The sequence below is a fragment of the Klebsiella sp. P1954 genome (assembly GCF_018199955.1).
GTDB lineage: Bacteria > Pseudomonadota > Gammaproteobacteria > Enterobacterales > Enterobacteriaceae > Klebsiella > Klebsiella pneumoniae.
The window spans coordinates 1,038,154-1,054,879 of record NZ_CP073373.1; the positions used below are offsets into that span (position 1 = coordinate 1,038,154).

Below are 16,726 nucleotides of genomic sequence, written 5' to 3' on the forward strand. Positions count from 1 at the left end.
CGCAGCGGCCAAAATAGCAGACGCAACGCTTCCTCCTTCACTTCCTTTCAGGCCGCGCGGTGCAAGGAAAAGTAAATAACGCTTTGTCATTTTGTTATAAATCAAACAAATGCCCGTTGGATTTGCACTCTCCGGCGGAGGCTTTATCTTTAAAGGTACCAGCTATTTTGCTGGCTTATAATGCAACCGAGGAGTGATGGAAATGGCTAAAATTCTGGTGCTTTATTATTCCATGTATGGACACATTGAAACCATGGCTCACGCCGTCGCCGATGGGGCGAACCGGGTGGACGGCGTTGAGGTGGTTGTGAAGCGCGTGCCGGAAACCATGCAGGCTGAAGCATTCGCCAAAGCAGGCGGGAAAACGCAAAACGCGCCCGTCGCCACGCCGCAGGAGCTGGCAGAGTATGACGCCATCATCTTTGGTACCCCGACGCGCTTCGGCAACATGTCCGGTCAGATGCGTACTTTCCTCGATCAAACCGGCGGTCTGTGGGCGTCCGGCGCTCTGTATGGCAAAATCGCCAGCGTATTTAGCTCAACCGGTACCGGCGGCGGCCAGGAACAAACCATTACCTCGACCTGGACGACGCTGGCCCACCACGGCATGATCATCGTCCCGATCGGCTATGGCGCCCAGGAGCTATTCGATATCTCCCAGGTACGCGGCGGTACCCCTTATGGCGCAACCACCATCGCCGGCGGCGACGGCTCGCGGCAGCCGAGCGAGGAAGAGTTAGCCATCGCCCGCTATCAGGGTGAACATGTCGCCAAACTGGCCGTTAAACTGCACGGCTAATCTTCTGCAGGAGGAGCACTATGCCAACTCAAGAAGCAAAAGCACATCGCGTCGGCGAATGGGCAAGTTTACGTAACACCTCACCGGAAATTGCCGAGGCGATTTTCGAAGTCGCCCACTACGATGAGAAACTGGCGGAGCAAATCTGGGAGGAAGGCAGCGACGAAGTGCTGGCGCTGGCCTTTGCCAAAACCGATAAAGACAGCCTGTTCTGGGGCGAACAGACGATTGAGCGTAAAAACGTCTAGGAGGTTTATCCCCACCTGGGCTCACCCTAACCTGCTAAAAAAACCCGGAGTGCTCCGGGTTTTTTTCGTTATTTCGCCGCCTCGTTGATCACCTTTTTAAAGGTCTCCAGCGGGCAGAATCCCTGGTCATCAACCGGACAGCCGTTAAGCGCCAGAGTGACCCGCTGCGGCGGGGCCTGCAGGGTTAACGCGTCGGCGTTACGCAGTTGCTCGGTACTTTGATAGACATACTCAATCTTCATCAGATCGCGATTGCCGGCGCTGTCATGCCAGCGCTGAAACAGCAGTTTGCCGCCGATAGGAGTGCGCTCATACTGGCCGGGCAGTTGATAGGGCTTAAAGTCCAGGGCGGTGAGCAGCGAGGCGATATTCGAGTCGTGTCCGACTAGCAGCGTGACTTTCGCCTTGCTGGCTCCCTCGCCCACCAGCGCGTTATCGATATATTTAACCAGCGGTTTGGCGACGTTTTGCGCCACCGCCACCGAGGTAAACAGACTATCCTGATAGCCATTTTTCAGCTTCGACAGCACTTGCCACTGCTTATCGCTGGCGATCTCCCCCCACGCCACCTGATCTTTCGGGAAGCCTTCATAATATTGCAGGGTGAAGGCGTCTACCAGCGAGTTGCCCACCTTCAACGGTCCGGACACTCCCGGCTCCTGCTGATAACCGGCGCTAAAGGTATCTTTACCCTCGCTCAGGGAACAGACCTTCTTCTCTTTGCAGGAGGGCGAGTTGCGGTAATCGATCATCGTCTCCAGCAGCTTGTAGCTCTCGGTCAACTGCATTCCCTGGCGCTCTTTTTCCATCGCCTGCAGCGCTTTCTCGCGAAACGCCGGGGAGTCGTCGGTAATAACCGGGTTGAAGGTCGGGTCCATGGTGCCCATCTGCGGCTGGTGATGCACCGGGATGCCGCAGCCCGGGAACGCGCCGGTGATAAAGAACTGCGCGGTGGCGACGGTGCGCTGCAGGCTGTTAGCGTAGGCATAAACCGCGTTTTCCGGCGGGCACTCGCCGCTGGTCACCAGCTTCTGCTGCGCCAGCCATTCGCGCATATAGTGGCCCATATACACCTCCAGCACACCGCCTTTGGTGGTCAGCTGGCCGCCCGGCACATCCCACTGCGGCCAGGCCTTGGCGGTGGACTGCTCCAGCACGCTGCCGTTATTGGCCAACGGCGCACGCAGGTTGTGACGACTCATGATCAGCACCTGCTGCAGCTGATACCCCTCCGGGGCGGCCGTGTCCTGCGCCTGAGCGCCAGCGGATAAAATCACCGCGCCGGCAACGGCGGCGGCAAGTAGACGTTTTTTCATCCCTTCATCCTTAGTCATTTATTATCATCGCGTTAATTGTGCCGGATTTATGACATTTTTCCTGGTAATCGCTCGCAAACTTAGACCGTAGCCGAAAATTTCCCCTGCCGGGCAAAGAGTTTTATAATGAAACAATTAACCTGGAGGCTTTCGTGAAACGTACCCGTCTGGAAAACAGCTGTTGCCCTATCGCCCGCTCCCTCGACGTTATCGGCGACTGGTGGTCGCTGCTGATCGTCCGCGATGCTCTGCGCGGGGTGCGCCGTTTTAGCGAATTCCAGAAAAACCTCGGTATCGCCAAAAACATGCTCGCCGGGCGGCTGAAAATGCTGGTGGATGAAGGCATCCTGCGCCTGCAGCCGGCCTCCGACGGCAGCGCCTGGCAGGAGTATGTCCTGACCGATAAGGGCCGTGCCCTGCAGACGGTGCTGGTCGCCCTCTCCCAGTGGGCAGACGACTATCTGTTCGATCCTGACGAACCGGCGACCCGGCTCATTGACCGCCAGCAGCGCCAGCCCCTGCGTAAGCTGGTCCTGCAGGCGGCAGATGGCCGTGAGCTGGCCCCGGCGGACATCACCATCGCTATCCCGCTGAACGACTAAACGCTGCCCGCGACAAGCAAAAATGAAAAAGTCCTGGCAAAATGGTTGCATTATTAAACCTAATATCTCATGCTGAATTTGGTTTAATAATGCAACCTTTTACGAGGCATTTCTCATGACCCAACCATCGCACACAGCTTTTATCACCGGCGCGTCCTCAGGTATCGGCGCGATCTATGCCGAACGACTCGCCGCCCGCGGCTACAACCTGATCCTCGCCGCCCGTCGTGAAGACCGTCTGCAGGCGCTCGCCGACCAGCTGCAGGCGCGCTACGCCATCCAGGCAAGCATCCTCAAAGCCGATCTTAGCGAAGAGCACGGGATTGCCGCCGTAGAGCAGCGTCTGCAGCAGGATCCCGCCATCGACCTGTTCATTAACAACGCCGGCACCGCGAAATTGGCGGGTTTTCTCGCCAGTACGCCACGCGAGCACCAGGCGATTCATACGCTCAACACCACCGCGCTGCTGCGTCTGAGCTATGCCGCGCTGGCCGCTTTCACCCCACGACGCCGGGGGACGCTGATCAATATTGCCTCTATCCTCGCGCTGCATACGCTGCCGGGCAGCGCAGTCTACAGCGCCAGCAAAGCCTGGGTGTTGAGCTTCACCCGCGGCCTGCAGGAGGAGTTTGCCGACAGCGGCGTGCGTATTCAGGCGGTATTGCCGGCGGCGACCGCTACCGATCTGTGGCCGACCTCCGGCGTGGCGCTGGACGCTCTGCCCAGCGGCACGGTAATGACCACCGAGGATCTGGTTGACGCCGCTCTCAGGGGGCTGGAGATGGGGGAACAGGTCACCTTACCACCGGTTCATGACCTGGGACTGTGGGAGACTTTTGAGCAGTCCAGAGTGGCGCTGTTTACCAGCGCGCGAACCGGACAGCCTGCGCCGCGGTATCGATAAGCGGCACCGTGCGGCAGGCGCTACTCCGGTAGCGGAACCGCCGTCAGGGTACAGATCGCCTCGTGCTCGCCGCCGCGGCGATCGGTAATCACCACCTTATCGCCCGCCTTTTTGCCTTCACACGGCTTGAGGACCTGCTCCACGATCCGCTCGCGGCTCGCCTGACGTTCACTTTCAGCCTGACTGGCGAAGGCAGACAGCGCCAACGCTACGCCCAGCAGGCTGAGGGTTTTCTTATACATGACTGACTCTCAGATCGTTCTTATTCGCGGTCAGCGTAACTCGCTGTAGGCCGCACTTCTGTAAAATCACTTAACGGAGTGTTACGCCATTTCAGGTGAAACCCAGGCGGTCACATCCCTGCGGGAAATATTTTATCACAACCCCGCCGCCGGATATTCTCGCAATGAGGCGTCATCTTTCAGACATATCCCGATGTTATCTTCACACAGAGCCCTGTATCTTTTTCCCTTTCCAAACAGAATATTAGGTTGGTCTATGTCGGGTCTTATTCTCTTTATCGTCGCGGTGGCGCTGCTGGGCGTCGCCATCTACAGCCTGGTGTCGTACCTCAAAGAGCGGCGCGCCAGTCAGTTACCTGTCCATAAAAAGAAGAAATAATACCTTCCGTTCCCCACCGTTTTCTGCTGATTTCTTTACCGTCCTGTACTGTCCCTTACCGAAGCCAAAACGAAAGCAGGCCTGCGGGCCTGCCTTCGTTCAGTTTATGCCTCAGAACCTATGACTCCCAGGCCTGCTCCGCTTTAGCGGCATCAAACTGCGGCGGCGGTTTGCGGAAGCGTCGGGTCAGATAAGTCAGGTACAGCAGACCAAGCGCCGCCCACACCAGGCCGAGCGTCAGGGAGGTGGCCTCGAGATTGATCCACAATACCCCGACCGTCAACGCCCCGATCATCGGCAGCAGCAGATAATGCAGTCGATCCTTCCAGGTTTTGTTGTACCCCTTGCGCCGCCAGAAGTGGTTGAACACCGACAGGTTAACGAAGGTGAAGGCCACCAGCGCACCGAAATTAATCAACGCGGTGGCGGTCACCAGGTCGAAGAACAGCGCCGACAGCGCAACGATGCCCACCATAATCACGTTCAGCGCCGGGGTACGCCATTTCGGATGCACATAGCCAAAAATGCGCTCCGGGAAGACGTTGTCGCGGCCCATCACGTACAGCAGACGGGAGACGCTGGCATGGGAGGCCAGGCCGGACGCCAGGGTGTTAACAAAGGTGGTGCACAGGAAAATCGACTGGAACAGCTTGCCGCCCACGTACAGCGCAATCTCCGGCAGCGCGGCATCGGGGTCTTTAAAGCGATGAATATCCGGGAAGAACAGCTGCATAAAGAACGACGCGACGATAAAGATAATGCCGCCGTACATCGCGGTGAGAAAAATTGCCTTCGGGATCACCCGCGCGGCGTCAGGGGTCTCTTCCGACAGGGTGGTCACCGCGTCGAAACCGAGAAACGAGAAGCAGACAATGGTCGCGCCGGTAATAATCGGGATCAAATGCGCATTCTGGCTGATAAACGGCTGCAGCGACCAGACGGTACCCACCCCCTCGCCTTTATGCAGCCCCTGCACCACCAGAATGACAAACACCACCATGATCGAAATCTGCACCAGCACGAACAGGGTATTGAAGTTGGCCACCAGGTTAACGCTTTTCAGGTTCGCGGCGGTCAGAATAGCGACAAAGGTCACTACCCACACCCACGGCGGCACTTCGGGGAACAAGGCCGAGAGATAGATCTTCGCCAACAGGACGTTGATCATCGGCAGAAACAGATAATCCAGCAGCGACGACCAGCCAACCATAAAGCCGACGTGCGGACTGATGGATTTTTGCGCGTAGGTATAGGCGGAACCGGCTTCCGGAAACTGACGCACCAGTTTGCCGTAGCTGATGGCGGTGAACAGCACGCCAGCCAGCGCCAGCAGATAAGACGCCGGAACGTGGCCATTGCTGATGCCCGAGACGATGCCGAAGGTATCAAACACCGTCATTGGCGTCAGATAGGCCAGCCCCATCATCACCACTTGCCAGAGTTTGAGGGATTTACGCAGACGCGGTCTGCCCGCCTGAGCGGCGTTATGCGCCGGAGGATTAATAGCCATCGCCCATCCCCCCCTTGCTGTTAACAGTTTGCGGGCCCAACGTCCGCGTGACAAACCTGCTTAGCAAAGGGGTAAGGCGTAGATAAAAGGGTAAGACGGACCGGTAAGCGGTAGCTGGCTGGCATCCAATGCGGCCTGAGCGGCCTCCCTCTCCCTGCGGATATTTGAACATCTGCATCATCTCATTTCCTCGTCACACACTGTGTCGTTAACTGAAGCCCCGTTGCCGCCTGCGCTCCTTAACGCGACATCCGGGAAATGGCTGGGCTCCCAGCAAAAACGTCGGCCAGGCTCCGCTCAGGCCGTATGATGCTACTGATTACCAAACTTATGGGCCCCTCGCGGGGCGACCATCAGGCGTTTTTCAACATCCACTCAATTTCGGTTTCTGTGATAAGACGCTCAAACTGCAGTAATTCATCATGCTTACAGGCATGGAAAACATGGCAGAAACGCTCGCCGAGACGCTCACGCAAGTGATCGTTCTGCATAAACTCCCACAGCGCATCGCTCTGGCGGATCGGGAATGGCAGGCCCTCTTGTTCCAGACCGTTACCTTCCACCTCTTCCTGTAAAGGCAGCTGGGGGTTATCCAGCCCGTGCAGAATGCCGGCAAAAATCGCCGCCATCACCAGATACGGGTTGGCGTCCGCCCCCGCGACGCGATACTCCACGCGGTGGTTCTGCCGCTCGCCGCACGGAATACGCAGCGCGACGGTGCGGTTGTTATGCCCCCACGAAGCCTGCGTCGGGACGTACATCCCCGGCTGGAAGCGGCGATACGAGTTCACGTTCGGCGCCAGCAGCGCCATCGAGGCCGGCATCAGATCGATCATCCCGGCCAGCGCGCGTTTGAGCAGCGCAGAGTCTTCCCCATCGCCGTCCACCAGCACGTTTTCCCCTTTATTGTTCAGCATGCTGATGTGGATATGCATCCCACTGCCGGCATGCTCTTCATAAGGCTTCGCCATAAAAGTGGCGTGCATCTTATGCTTCTCCGCCATCAAACGCACGAGACGTTTTAACGCCAGCGCATCATCGCAGGCGTCCAGCACGTTATCGGTATGGTGAAGGTTGATTTCAAACTGGCCCGGCGAGGCTTCCGCCACCGCGCCATCGGCGGGGATCAGCTGCAGTTTGGCCAGCTCGTCGATGTCGTTGAGCACGTCAGCGAAGTGGTTAAGGTTATCGACCGAGTAGACCTGGCTTTGGGTGTTGCGATCGTCAGTGCCCGGCGCACACGGCGGCTGCAGGTAGCCTTCGGCATCGCGTTTGCGGTCCAGTAAATAGAACTCCAGCTCTACCGCTACCACGGGGAACAGCCCGCGCTGGCGCAACTGCTGCCAGAGGCGGTTGAGTACGTTCCGCGGCTCAACGTCAAAGGGAGCGCCATCTTCATCAACCATGGTTAGCTGTACCTGGGCTATCGATTGTGGGTCAGCCGCCGAAGGGGTTAAGGTGCCGGGTACCGGGATGCAGCTGCGATCCGGCTCGCCCATCTCCTGGCCCAGACCGGCCTCTTCCACCACATTGCCGAGAATATCCATCGCAAACACCGAGGCCGGGAAATAACAGCCTTTCTCCAGTTTGCTCAGGCCGGCAACCGGGATGCGCTTGCCGCGGAAGCAGCCGTTCAGGTCAGTGAGGAGGACATCGACATACTGGGTATCAGGGTAGGTTTCGAGGTAGCGCTTCACTTCTTTCGCGAACGCGCTAACCCGTCTCTCTTCCGTTTGCTGAACAAAATTCTCAACTTCTACGATATTGGTTTCCATGATTCACCGCCGTTGGTTGGGTTTCGGTCCTGCACTCAGACCGTTAAATATAATGTCCACCCCATCGACTGTGTATGCAAATAAATTGTTTGTCAAATGTTAAATTAAGTTTGCAAAGGGCTATTTCCACTGCTAGATTGAGAAAATATTGAACGATATGGCCGTTAAACCCGCTATAGCGGTCATAATTTAGTCCACTTTGTGAGGGCGATCATGGAAAATATAATGTACAAGCCAGTTATTGGCGTCGTGATGTGTAGAAACAGGCTTAAGGGTCACCAGACCCAGACCTTGCAAGAAAAGTACCTGAATGCAATTGTGAACGCCGGCGGACTGCCGATTGCCCTGCCGCATGCGCTGGCGGAGCCGGAGCTACTGAACGCGGTCGTTGATAAACTGGACGGGATCTACCTGCCAGGCAGCCCCAGCAATGTGCAGCCGCACCTTTATGGTGAAAACGGCGATGAGCCTGACGCCGACCCCGGGCGTGATCTTCTGAGCATGGCGCTGATTAACGCCGCGCTCGAAAGGCGCATCCCCATTTTCGCCATCTGTCGTGGACTGCAGGAACTGGTTGTCGCCACCGGCGGGACTCTGTATCGTCGTCTGTTCGAGCAGCCTGAGCTCCTTGAACATCGCGAAGATCCTGAACTGCCCGTCGAGCAGCAGTATGCGCCGTCCCATCAGGTTGAGGTTCAGGAAGGAGGATTGCTGTCGCAATTGATACCGGGCTGCAACACGTTTTGGGTAAACTCGCTACATGGGCAAGGGGCAAAAACCCTCAGTCCGCAGCTGCGCGTGGAGGCGCGAGCGCCGGATGGACTGGTGGAAGCGGTCAGCGTGAACGATCATCCTTTCGCGCTGGGCGTACAGTGGCATCCAGAATGGAACAGTAGCGAATACGCCCTGTCGCGTATGTTGTTTGATGGTTTTATCACCGCCTGTCAGGGCCATCATGCTGAAAAGCGGCGGCGCTGACCACTACCGTTAAGGAAATGCAAATATGAGCGATGACGGACTGGCGCCAGGGAAACGTCTGTCAGAGATCCGCCAACAGCTGGGTCTCTCACAGCGTCGTGCCGCCGAACTGTCTGGGTTAACACATAGTGCCATCAGCACCATAGAGCAGGATAAAGTCAGTCCTGCCATCAGTACGCTGCAAAAGCTGCTGAAAGTCTATGGGCTGTCGCTCTCGGAATTCTTTTCTGAACCCGAAAAGCCGGACGAACCCCAGGTGGTCATTAATCAGGATGACCTGATTGAGATGGGAAGTCAGGGCGTTTCCATGAAGCTGGTTCATAACGGAAATCCGAACCGTACGCTGGCGATGATTTTTGAAACTTACCAGCCTGGAACCACGACCGGGGAGAGGATTAAGCATCAGGGTGAGGAGATAGGCACCATACTGGAAGGTGAGATCGTGCTGACCATTAACGGTCAGTCGTACCACCTGGTGGCTGGACAGAGCTATGCCATTAATACCGGCATTCCGCACAGCTTCAGCAACACCTCGGCAGGCATCTGCCGCATCATCAGTGCCCACACCCCCACCACATTCTGATTATTTCGCCTGAACGAGGTTCAGGCTTACTTCAGGCCTGTCGCGACGGAAAATCTATTTTCGTCGCGGCGAAGAACTCGTAGTAATAACTTCTGCGCCGTACGGAATATTATTTCCTGTTGGCCCTGAAATAATTAACGCCAGTGAATGGCGACTCGCTCCTGAATAATTCGGGTTGCAAACAACCCGTCAAAACTCAGGAGAATAAAACGGTATTCAACTCCGGGGATACGCTATGCCCTGCGCCCGGCGCAGTGCCCCCGTGCAGCCTGAAAACACCGCACTGATTAATTTGCCGATAATGTTTTTAAGGAGTCATGATGAATTTTCAGCACCTGGCTTACTGGCAGGAAAAAGCGAAAAACCTGGCCATTGAAACACGCTTATTTATTAACGGCGAATATTGCGCCGCGGCCGATAATACCACCTTTGAGACTATCGACCCCGCCGCGCAGCAGACATTAGCCCAGGTCGCCCGCGGTAAAAAAGCCGACGTCGAACGGGCGGTGAAAGCCGCGCGCCAGGCTTTTGATAACGGCGACTGGTCGCAGGCCTCCCCCGCACAGCGTAAAGCGATCCTCACTCGCTTTGCTGATCTGATGGAGGCCCATCGTGAAGAGCTGGCGCTGCTGGAAACGCTGGATACCGGCAAACCGATTCGCCACAGCCTGCGCGACGATATTCCCGGCGCCGCCCGCGCCATTCGCTGGTATGCCGAAGCGCTGGATAAAGTCTATGGCGAAGTGGCCCCCACCGGCAGCAACGAGCTGGCGATGATCGTTCGCGAACCAATTGGCGTGATCGCCGCGGTGGTGCCGTGGAACTTCCCGCTGCTGCTGGCCTGCTGGAAACTCGGCCCGGCGCTGGCGGCGGGCAATAGCGTAATCCTCAAACCCTCGGAAAAATCGCCGCTCACCGCCCTGCGTCTGGCCGGGCTGGCGAAAGAGGCCGGCCTGCCGGACGGCGTGTTGAACGTGGTCAGCGGCTTTGGCCACGAGGCCGGGCAGGCGCTGGCCCTGCATCCTGATGTTGAAGTCATCACCTTCACCGGCTCCACCCGCACCGGCAAGCAGCTGCTGAAAGACGCCGGCGACAGCAATATGAAGCGCGTGTGGCTGGAAGCGGGCGGCAAGAGCGCCAACATTGTCTTCGCCGATTGCCCGGATCTGCAACAAGCGGTTCGCGCCACCGCCGGCGGCATCTTCTACAACCAGGGACAGGTGTGCATCGCCGGGACCCGTCTGCTGCTCGAGGAGAGCATCGCTGACGAGTTCCTGGCGCGGCTGAAAGCTGAGGCGCAACACTGGCAGCCGGGCAACCCGCTCGATCCGGACACCACCATGGGCATGCTGATTGACAATACCCATGCCGACAACGTGCATAGCTTTATTCGCGGCGGCGACAGCCAAAGCACCCTGTTCCTCGACGGACGGAAAAACCCGTGGCCTGCCGCCGTTGGCCCGACCATTTTCGTTGACGTCGACCCGGCATCAACCCTCAGCCGGGAAGAGATCTTCGGCCCGGTGCTGGTGGTGACCCGCTTCAAAAGCGAAGAAGAGGCGCTAAAGCTCGCCAATGACAGCGACTACGGCTTGGGCGCCGCGGTGTGGACCCGCGATCTCTCCCGCGCCCACCGCATGAGCCGCCGCCTGAAGGCCGGCTCGGTCTTCGTCAACAACTATAACGATGGTGATATGACCGTTCCGTTCGGCGGCTACAAGCAGAGCGGCAACGGGCGCGATAAATCGCTGCACGCACTGGAAAAATTCACCGAACTGAAAACCATCTGGATTGCCCTGGAGTCTTGATCATGACTGAACATACCACTAGCTACTATGCCGCCAGCGCCAACAAGTATGAACCGTTCCCGACGCTGGAGGGATCCATCAACTGTGACGTCTGCGTCGTCGGCGGCGGCTACACCGGCCTCTCGTCTGCCCTGCATCTGGCCGAAATGGGCTACGACGTGGTGGTGCTGGAAGGGGCGCGCATCGGCTTCGGCGCCAGCGGCCGCAACGGCGGTCAGCTGGTCAACTCCTATAGCCGCGATATCGACGTCATTGAAAAGAACTACGGCCCGGATGCGGCAAAAATGCTCGGCAGCATGATGTTCGAAGGCGGCGATATCATCCGCGAACGCATCCAGCGGTATCAGATCCAGTGCGATTACCGCCCGGGCGGCCTGTTCGTGGCGATGAACCATAAACAGCTGGAAACCCTGGAAGAACAGAAAGCCAACTGGGAGCGCTACGGCAACACCCAGCTGGAGCTGCTGGACAGAGAGGCCATTCGTCGCGAAGTGGACAGTGACCGCTACGTCGGCGCCCTGCTCGACCACAGCGGCGGCCATATTCACCCGCTGAACCTCGCCATCGGCGAAGCGGATGCCATTCGCCTGAACGGCGGCCGGGTGTATGAGCAGTCGCCGGTCACCCGCATCCAGCACACCAGCCCGGCGGTGGTCAGCACCGCGCGCGGCCAGGTCACCGCGCGCTACGTGATCGTCGCCGGCAACGCCTATCTTGGCGATAAACTGGAGCCGGAGCTGGCGAAACGCAGCATGCCGTGCGGCACCCAGGTGGTCACTACCGCTCCGCTGTCGGAAGAGGTCGCCCGCTCGCTGATCCCGAAAAACTACTGTGTGGAAGACTGTAACTACCTGCTGGACTACTACCGTCTGACCGGCGACAACCGTCTGCTGTACGGCGGCGGCGTGGTCTACGGCGCGCGCGATCCGGACGACGTGGAGCGGCTGATTATGCCGAAACTGCTGAAAACCTTCCCGCAGCTGCAGGGGGTGAAGATTGACTACCGCTGGACGGGCAACTTCCTGCTAACCCTGTCGCGGATGCCGCAGTTCGGGCGTCTCGATAACAATATTTACTACATGCAGGGCTACAGCGGCCACGGCGTGACCTGTACCCACCTTGCCGGACGCTTGATTTCAGAGCTGCTGCGCGGCGACGCCGAGCGTTTCGACGCCTTCGCCAAACTGCCGCACTACCCGTTCCCGGGCGGCCGCAGCCTGCGCATTCCTTTTACCGCCATGGGCGCCGCCTACTACAGCCTGCGCGACCGCCTTGGGGTTTAATCGCCTCTGCCGACGGCGCTGGCCGTCGGCTCATGCTGCGGATAGTGCTGCTGAAAGTAGTGGCGCAGAAACTCCACGGTGGTGCGAATTTTAGCCGACGTCGCCAGCCGGGAGACGTAAACCGCCCAGACGTTGGCCGGCTGCCAGTAGTCCGGCAGCACCTGCACCAGATGTCCGCTGGCGATATTCTCCCGGACGTCCCACCACGAACGGAGCGCAATCCCCTGCCCGTCCAGACACCACTGATGCACAATTTCACCATGGTTGGAAGAGAGCGGCCCGGTTACCTTGATGGCGTGCTGGCCCTCTTTGCTATGCAATTGCCAGACGCCGAACGGGTGATCGCGCTCTTTAATCACCAGACAGGGTAACGCGGCCAGATCGCTCAGCTGTTTCGGCGGCGCATGGCGGGCAAGGAACTGCGGCGAGGCGCAGAGTACGCGGTGATTGGCCGCCAGCTGGCGGGCAATCAGATTCGGTGCGATATCGTCGCCGACGCGAATATCGAGATCCACCCCTTCATTGACTAAATCCACCAGCCGGTCCTGGACATCGAAACGCAGCTCCAGCTGCGGGTACTGGAGAGCCAGCGCCGACAGCGCCGGGGCGACAACCCGACGGCCAAAGCCGAAGCTACTGATAATACGCAGCGTTCCCTGCGGTACCTGGCGCACGTCGGAAAGCTCATCCATCATCTCATCGACATCCTGCAAAATGCGCTGCGCCCATTCATAGATCCGCTCCCCCTCTTCGGTAATGGTGACCCGGCGGGTGGTCCGGTGCAGCAACATCACATTCAGGGTTTGCTCCAGCAGCGAAACCCGCTTGCTGACGAACGCCGGCGATACGCCAAGCTCCTCGGCGGCGGCGGCGAACCCGGCCCGGCGAGCGACCAGCATAAAGACGCGTAAATCATTTAGCAGCGGCAGATTATTCATGATCTGTGTTTTATGTTTCACCAGTTAGCGTGATTAATTATGAACCAGTCAATTATAGGATAGGCAGGTGGTCAAACATCATCGTTGAAAAGTGAGAACCGGAATGAAAAAAACCTGTCGTATTGCCGCCATCCCGGGTGACGGAATTGGCAAAGAAGTGCTGCCTGAAGGGATTCGCGTGCTGCAAGCCGCCGCGCAGCGTTGGGATCTGTCGCTGAGCTTCGAGCAGATGGAGTGGGCAAGCTGCGAATATTACGCCCATCATGGCAAGATGATGCCGGACGACTGGCGCGAGCAGCTGCAGGGCTTCGATGCTATCTACTTCGGCGCCGTCGGCTGGCCGGATACCGTTCCCGACCACATTTCGCTGTGGGGGTCGCTGCTGAAGTTCCGCCGCGAGTTCGATCAATACGTCAACCTGCGCCCGGTGCGCCTGTTCCCCGGCGTCCCCTGCCCGCTGGCGGGTAAAAAGGCCGGCGATATCGATTTTTACGTGGTGCGCGAAAATACCGAAGGCGAATATTCCGCCCTCGGCGGCCGCGCCAATGAAGGCACCGAGCATGAAGTGGTAATTCAGGAGTCGGTCTTCACCCGCCGCGGCGTTGACCGGATCCTGCGCTACGCCTTTGAGCTGGCGCAAAGCCGCCCACGCAAAACGCTGACCTCCGCAACCAAATCCAATGGCCTGGCCATCAGCATGCCCTACTGGGATGAGCGGGTGGAAGAGATGGCCAAAAACTATCCCGAAATTCGCTGGGACAAGCAGCATATCGATATCCTGTGTGCCCGCTTCGTGCTGCAGCCGGAGCGTTTCGACGTGGTAGTGGGTTCTAACCTGTTCGGCGATATTCTCTCCGATCTCGGCCCGGCCTGTACCGGCACTATCGGTATTGCGCCATCGGCCAATCTCAATCCGGAGCGCAATTTCCCGTCGCTGTTCGAACCGGTTCACGGGTCGGCGCCGGATATTTACGGTAAAAATATCGCCAACCCGATCGCCACCGTTTGGGCCGGGGCGATGATGCTCGATTTCCTCGGCAACGGCGATGAGCGCTACCACGCCGCTCACGATGGCATTCTGGCGGCGATTGAGCAGACGATCGCCTGCGGACCGAAAACTCCGGACATGAAAGGCAGTGCCTCAACGCAGCAGGTTAGCGAGGCTATCTGCAAGGCCATTTTGGCGTAATTACCCCGCCGCTCCCCGGTGGCGCTGCGCTTACCGGGGCTACAATCGCGCGATAATGTAGTGTGTAGGCCGGGTAAGGCACAGCCGCCACCCGGCAAAAAAAACGGCACAGCAAGTAGCCCGGGTAAGGCGCAGCCGCTACCCGGCAAAAAACGGCACAGCAAGTAGCCCGGGTAAGGCGCAGCCGCTACCCGGCAAAAAACGGCACAGCAAGTAGCCCGGGTAAGGCGCAGCCGCTACCCGGGAAAACCCGCGCGCCTGGTCCGCCAACTCCCCTCTCTTTTCGCTATGCAGAATCCCCCACGATTGACAAGTGAACCGCATCACAGCGGTGAACTTTATTAATTCCTGAAAGGACAGAACCTGCGCCAATTCACCTTTTATTATTTCCGTTTCGTGTTTTATTGCTTCACGAAACGGCCAATTGTTTAATTCATGTAACGAAGAAATAATCCAATTGTTAATAGCATCTTGCTACGAACCCTGACCCTACAGCGTGATAACAACGACAGGCTAAAGCCACCGACGGGCAATCATGCCCAGGAGATCACTCATGTTGAGCAACGTAAAGAAAAAAGATGTGCCGCTGATTGCCATCAGCCTGGCGGCCATTGTTTTCATCGCCGCTACATTAAGTCTCTTCCCCCAGCAAACCGCGCAGGCGGCTGATTCGATTTTTAACGGCGTGACCCGCCTGCTGGGTTCCACAGTACAGGTACTGGTGCTGCTGGCGCTGGGACTGGTGTTGTATCTGGCCATCAGCAAATACGGCAATATCCGTCTCGGCGAAGGTAAAGTCGAATACAGTACCCTCTCATGGCTGTTTATGTTTATCTGCGCCGGTCTCGGCTCCTCCACGCTGTACTGGGGCGTTGCCGAATGGGCTTATTACTACCAGACCCCGGGCCTTAACATTGCCCCGCAATCGCCGAAAGCGCTGGAATACAGCATCCCTTACTCTTTCTTCCACTGGGGGGTTAGCGCCTGGGCAACCTATACCCTCGCCTCGCTGATCATGGCCTATCACTTCCACGTGCGGAAAAATAAAGGCCTCAGCCTCTCCGGGATCGTTTCGGCGATCACCGGCGTTAATCCGCAAGGTTTCTGGGGCCGTCTGGTCGATCTGATGTTCCTGATCGCTACCGTCGGCGCGTTAACCATTTCGCTGGTAGTCACCGCCGCCACCTTCACCCGCGGCCTGTCAGCGCTGACCGGACTGCCGGATAACTTCACCGTGCAGGCATTTGTGATCCTGCTCTCCGGCGGTATTTTCTGCATGAGTTCGTGGATTGGCATCAACAACGGCCTGCAGCGCCTGAGCAAAATGGTCGGCTGGGGGGCGTTTCTGCTGCCGTTGGTGGTATTACTGGTTGGCCCGACCGAATTCATCACCAATAACATCATTAACGCCGTCGGCCTGACGACCCAAAACTTCCTGCAGATGAGCCTGTTTACCGACCCGCTCGGCGACGGCGCCTTTACCCGCAACTGGACCGTCTTTTACTGGCTGTGGTGGATCTCCTACACCCCAGGCGTGGCGATGTTCGTCACCCGCGTCTCCCGCGGGCGCAAAATCAAAGAGGTGATCTGGGGACTGCTCCTCGGTAGCACCGCCGGCTGCTGGTTTTTCTTCGGGGTGATGGAAAGCTACGCCATGCACCAGTTCGTTAACGGCGTGATTAACGTACCACAGGTGATGCAGACTCTCGGCGGCGAAACCGCCGTCCAGCAGGTCCTGATGTCGCTGCCGGCAGGTAAGCTGTTCCTCGCCGCCTATCTGTTCGTGATGATTGTTTTCCTCGCCTCGCACATGGATGCGGTGGCCTACACCATGGCGGCGACCAGTACCCGCAACCTGCGCGAAGGCGAGGATCCGGATCGCGGCATGCGCCTGTTCTGGTGCGTGGTGATCACCCTCATCCCGCTGTCGATTCTGTTTACCGGCGCTTCGCTTGAGACCATGAAAACCACCGTGGTGCTGACCGCCCTACCGTTCCTGGCCATTTTACTGATTAAAACCGGCGGCTTCGTGCGCTGGTTAAAACAGGACTACGCCCACGTTCCGGTCCATCAGATAGAAACCCATACCCCCGAGCCCATTATTAAAGCCGAGACGCTGCCGGTTGGCGCGGTACTCAAAGGCGACGGCCAGTCGCTGTAAAACCTCTTACT

At 58.1% G+C, this 16,726-nt stretch carries 16 protein-coding genes; 11 read left to right on the forward strand and 5 right to left on the reverse strand.

What is annotated here, in order from left to right:
- Nucleotides 1-202 precede the first annotated feature (202 nt).
- Both wrbA and KB890_RS05240 read left to right on the forward strand, forming a co-directional pair.
- Nucleotides 203-799 carry an NAD(P)H:quinone oxidoreductase gene (wrbA, locus tag KB890_RS05235; RefSeq protein WP_002898704.1) on the forward strand — a complete coding sequence of 199 codons (597 nt, stop codon included), beginning with the start codon at nucleotides 203-205 and terminating at the stop codon, nucleotides 797-799.
- Between the two features lie 20 nt (nucleotides 800-819).
- Nucleotides 820-1,047, forward strand: coding sequence for a YccJ family protein (locus tag KB890_RS05240; protein ID WP_002898701.1), 228 nt, complete (start codon nucleotides 820-822; stop codon nucleotides 1,045-1,047).
- A gap of 68 nt (nucleotides 1,048-1,115) precedes the next feature.
- On the opposite strand, the gene agp is transcribed toward KB890_RS05240, so the two are convergent.
- Nucleotides 1,116-2,363 carry a bifunctional glucose-1-phosphatase/inositol phosphatase gene (agp, locus tag KB890_RS05245; protein WP_022631254.1) on the reverse strand — a complete coding sequence of 416 codons (1,248 nt, stop codon included), beginning with the start codon at nucleotides 2,361-2,363 and terminating at the stop codon, nucleotides 1,116-1,118.
- Nucleotides 2,364-2,515: 152 nt separating this feature from the next.
- Between agp and KB890_RS05250 the strand changes: the two genes are divergently transcribed.
- Both KB890_RS05250 and KB890_RS05255 read left to right on the forward strand, forming a co-directional pair.
- Complete coding sequence (locus tag KB890_RS05250; RefSeq protein WP_004141456.1) at nucleotides 2,516-2,965, forward strand: winged helix-turn-helix transcriptional regulator; 450 nt, start codon at nucleotides 2,516-2,518, stop codon at nucleotides 2,963-2,965.
- 115 nt (nucleotides 2,966-3,080) lie between these two features.
- Nucleotides 3,081-3,869, forward strand: coding sequence for an SDR family NAD(P)-dependent oxidoreductase (locus KB890_RS05255; protein ID WP_004214503.1), 789 nt, complete (start codon nucleotides 3,081-3,083; stop codon nucleotides 3,867-3,869).
- 20 nt (nucleotides 3,870-3,889) lie between these two features.
- On the opposite strand, the gene KB890_RS05260 is transcribed toward KB890_RS05255, so the two are convergent.
- On the reverse strand, nucleotides 3,890-4,111 hold the full coding sequence (locus KB890_RS05260; RefSeq protein WP_002898602.1) for a hypothetical protein: 222 nt from the start codon (nucleotides 4,109-4,111) through the stop codon (nucleotides 3,890-3,892).
- A gap of 256 nt (nucleotides 4,112-4,367) precedes the next feature.
- On the opposite strand from KB890_RS05260, the gene KB890_RS05265 reads away from it, so the two are divergent.
- Nucleotides 4,368-4,490 (forward strand): small membrane protein, encoded by a 123-nt coding sequence (locus KB890_RS05265; RefSeq protein WP_002898600.1) that lies wholly within the window; start codon nucleotides 4,368-4,370, stop codon nucleotides 4,488-4,490.
- A gap of 118 nt (nucleotides 4,491-4,608) precedes the next feature.
- On the opposite strand, the gene KB890_RS05270 is transcribed toward KB890_RS05265, so the two are convergent.
- Together KB890_RS05270 and KB890_RS05275 are read right to left on the reverse strand one after the other, a co-directional pair.
- Complete coding sequence (locus KB890_RS05270) at nucleotides 4,609-6,000, reverse strand: APC family permease (RefSeq protein ID WP_019705941.1); 1,392 nt, start codon at nucleotides 5,998-6,000, stop codon at nucleotides 4,609-4,611.
- Nucleotides 6,001-6,353: 353 nt separating this feature from the next.
- Nucleotides 6,354-7,775 (reverse strand): glutamine synthetase family protein, encoded by a 1,422-nt coding sequence (locus tag KB890_RS05275; protein WP_002898595.1) that lies wholly within the window; start codon nucleotides 7,773-7,775, stop codon nucleotides 6,354-6,356.
- 225 nt (nucleotides 7,776-8,000) lie between these two features.
- Here KB890_RS05275 and puuD point away from each other — a divergent pair, with 225 nt between their 5' ends.
- The 4 genes from puuD (at nucleotide 8,001) to KB890_RS05295 (ending at nucleotide 12,427) form a co-directional block, all read left to right on the forward strand.
- Nucleotides 8,001-8,753, forward strand: coding sequence for a gamma-glutamyl-gamma-aminobutyrate hydrolase (gene puuD / locus KB890_RS05280; RefSeq protein ID WP_020802183.1), 753 nt, complete (start codon nucleotides 8,001-8,003; stop codon nucleotides 8,751-8,753).
- Between the two features lie 25 nt (nucleotides 8,754-8,778).
- On the forward strand, nucleotides 8,779-9,336 hold the full coding sequence (gene puuR, locus KB890_RS05285; RefSeq protein WP_002898590.1) for an HTH-type transcriptional regulator PuuR: 558 nt from the start codon (nucleotides 8,779-8,781) through the stop codon (nucleotides 9,334-9,336).
- 320 nt (nucleotides 9,337-9,656) lie between these two features.
- Nucleotides 9,657-11,144 (forward strand): aldehyde dehydrogenase PuuC, encoded by a 1,488-nt coding sequence (puuC, locus tag KB890_RS05290; RefSeq protein ID WP_020323708.1) that lies wholly within the window; start codon nucleotides 9,657-9,659, stop codon nucleotides 11,142-11,144.
- A 2-nt stretch (nucleotides 11,145-11,146) separates the two neighbouring features.
- The gene (locus tag KB890_RS05295; protein ID WP_002898585.1) at nucleotides 11,147-12,427 is read left to right on the forward strand and encodes an NAD(P)/FAD-dependent oxidoreductase; all 1,281 of its coding nucleotides are present in this window, start codon (nucleotides 11,147-11,149) and stop codon (nucleotides 12,425-12,427) included.
- On the opposite strand, the gene KB890_RS05300 is transcribed toward KB890_RS05295, so the two are convergent.
- A complete protein-coding gene (locus KB890_RS05300) occupies nucleotides 12,424-13,386 on the reverse strand; it encodes a LysR substrate-binding domain-containing protein (RefSeq protein ID WP_014907871.1) in 963 nt (320 codons plus the stop codon). The genes KB890_RS05295 and KB890_RS05300 overlap by 4 nt on opposite strands.
- 82 nt (nucleotides 13,387-13,468) lie before the next feature.
- Between KB890_RS05300 and KB890_RS05305 the strand changes: the two genes are divergently transcribed.
- Together KB890_RS05305 and KB890_RS05310 are read left to right on the forward strand one after the other, a co-directional pair.
- A complete protein-coding gene (locus KB890_RS05305) occupies nucleotides 13,469-14,554 on the forward strand; it encodes a tartrate dehydrogenase (protein WP_020323711.1) in 1,086 nt (361 codons plus the stop codon).
- 553 nt (nucleotides 14,555-15,107) lie between these two features.
- Nucleotides 15,108-16,715, forward strand: a complete 1,608-nt coding sequence (locus KB890_RS05310; protein ID WP_020324394.1) for a BCCT family transporter — start codon at nucleotides 15,108-15,110, stop codon at nucleotides 16,713-16,715.
- Nucleotides 16,716-16,726 lie beyond the last annotated feature (11 nt).

Coding starts and splice junctions, on each gene's coding strand:
- KB890_RS05310 (WP_020324394.1), top strand. CDS start 15,108: ATGTTGAGCAACGTAAAGAAAAAAGATGTGCCGCTGATTGCCATCAGC.
- KB890_RS05295 (WP_002898585.1), top strand. CDS start 11,147: ATGACTGAACATACCACTAGCTACTATGCCGCCAGCGCCAACAAGTAT.
- KB890_RS05275 (WP_002898595.1), bottom strand. CDS start 7,775: ATGGAAACCAATATCGTAGAAGTTGAGAATTTTGTTCAGCAAACGGAA.
- KB890_RS05255 (WP_004214503.1), top strand. CDS start 3,081: ATGACCCAACCATCGCACACAGCTTTTATCACCGGCGCGTCCTCAGGT.
- agp (WP_022631254.1), bottom strand. CDS start 2,363: ATGAAAAAACGTCTACTTGCCGCCGCCGTTGCCGGCGCGGTGATTTTA.
- puuC (WP_020323708.1), top strand. CDS start 9,657: ATGAATTTTCAGCACCTGGCTTACTGGCAGGAAAAAGCGAAAAACCTG.
- puuR (WP_002898590.1), top strand. CDS start 8,779: ATGAGCGATGACGGACTGGCGCCAGGGAAACGTCTGTCAGAGATCCGC.
- KB890_RS05305 (WP_020323711.1), top strand. CDS start 13,469: ATGAAAAAAACCTGTCGTATTGCCGCCATCCCGGGTGACGGAATTGGC.
- KB890_RS05260 (WP_002898602.1), bottom strand. CDS start 4,111: ATGTATAAGAAAACCCTCAGCCTGCTGGGCGTAGCGTTGGCGCTGTCT.
- KB890_RS05265 (WP_002898600.1), top strand. CDS start 4,368: ATGTCGGGTCTTATTCTCTTTATCGTCGCGGTGGCGCTGCTGGGCGTC.
- KB890_RS05240 (WP_002898701.1), top strand. CDS start 820: ATGCCAACTCAAGAAGCAAAAGCACATCGCGTCGGCGAATGGGCAAGT.
- wrbA (WP_002898704.1), top strand. CDS start 203: ATGGCTAAAATTCTGGTGCTTTATTATTCCATGTATGGACACATTGAA.
- KB890_RS05270 (WP_019705941.1), bottom strand. CDS start 6,000: ATGGCTATTAATCCTCCGGCGCATAACGCCGCTCAGGCGGGCAGACCG.
- puuD (WP_020802183.1), top strand. CDS start 8,001: ATGTACAAGCCAGTTATTGGCGTCGTGATGTGTAGAAACAGGCTTAAG.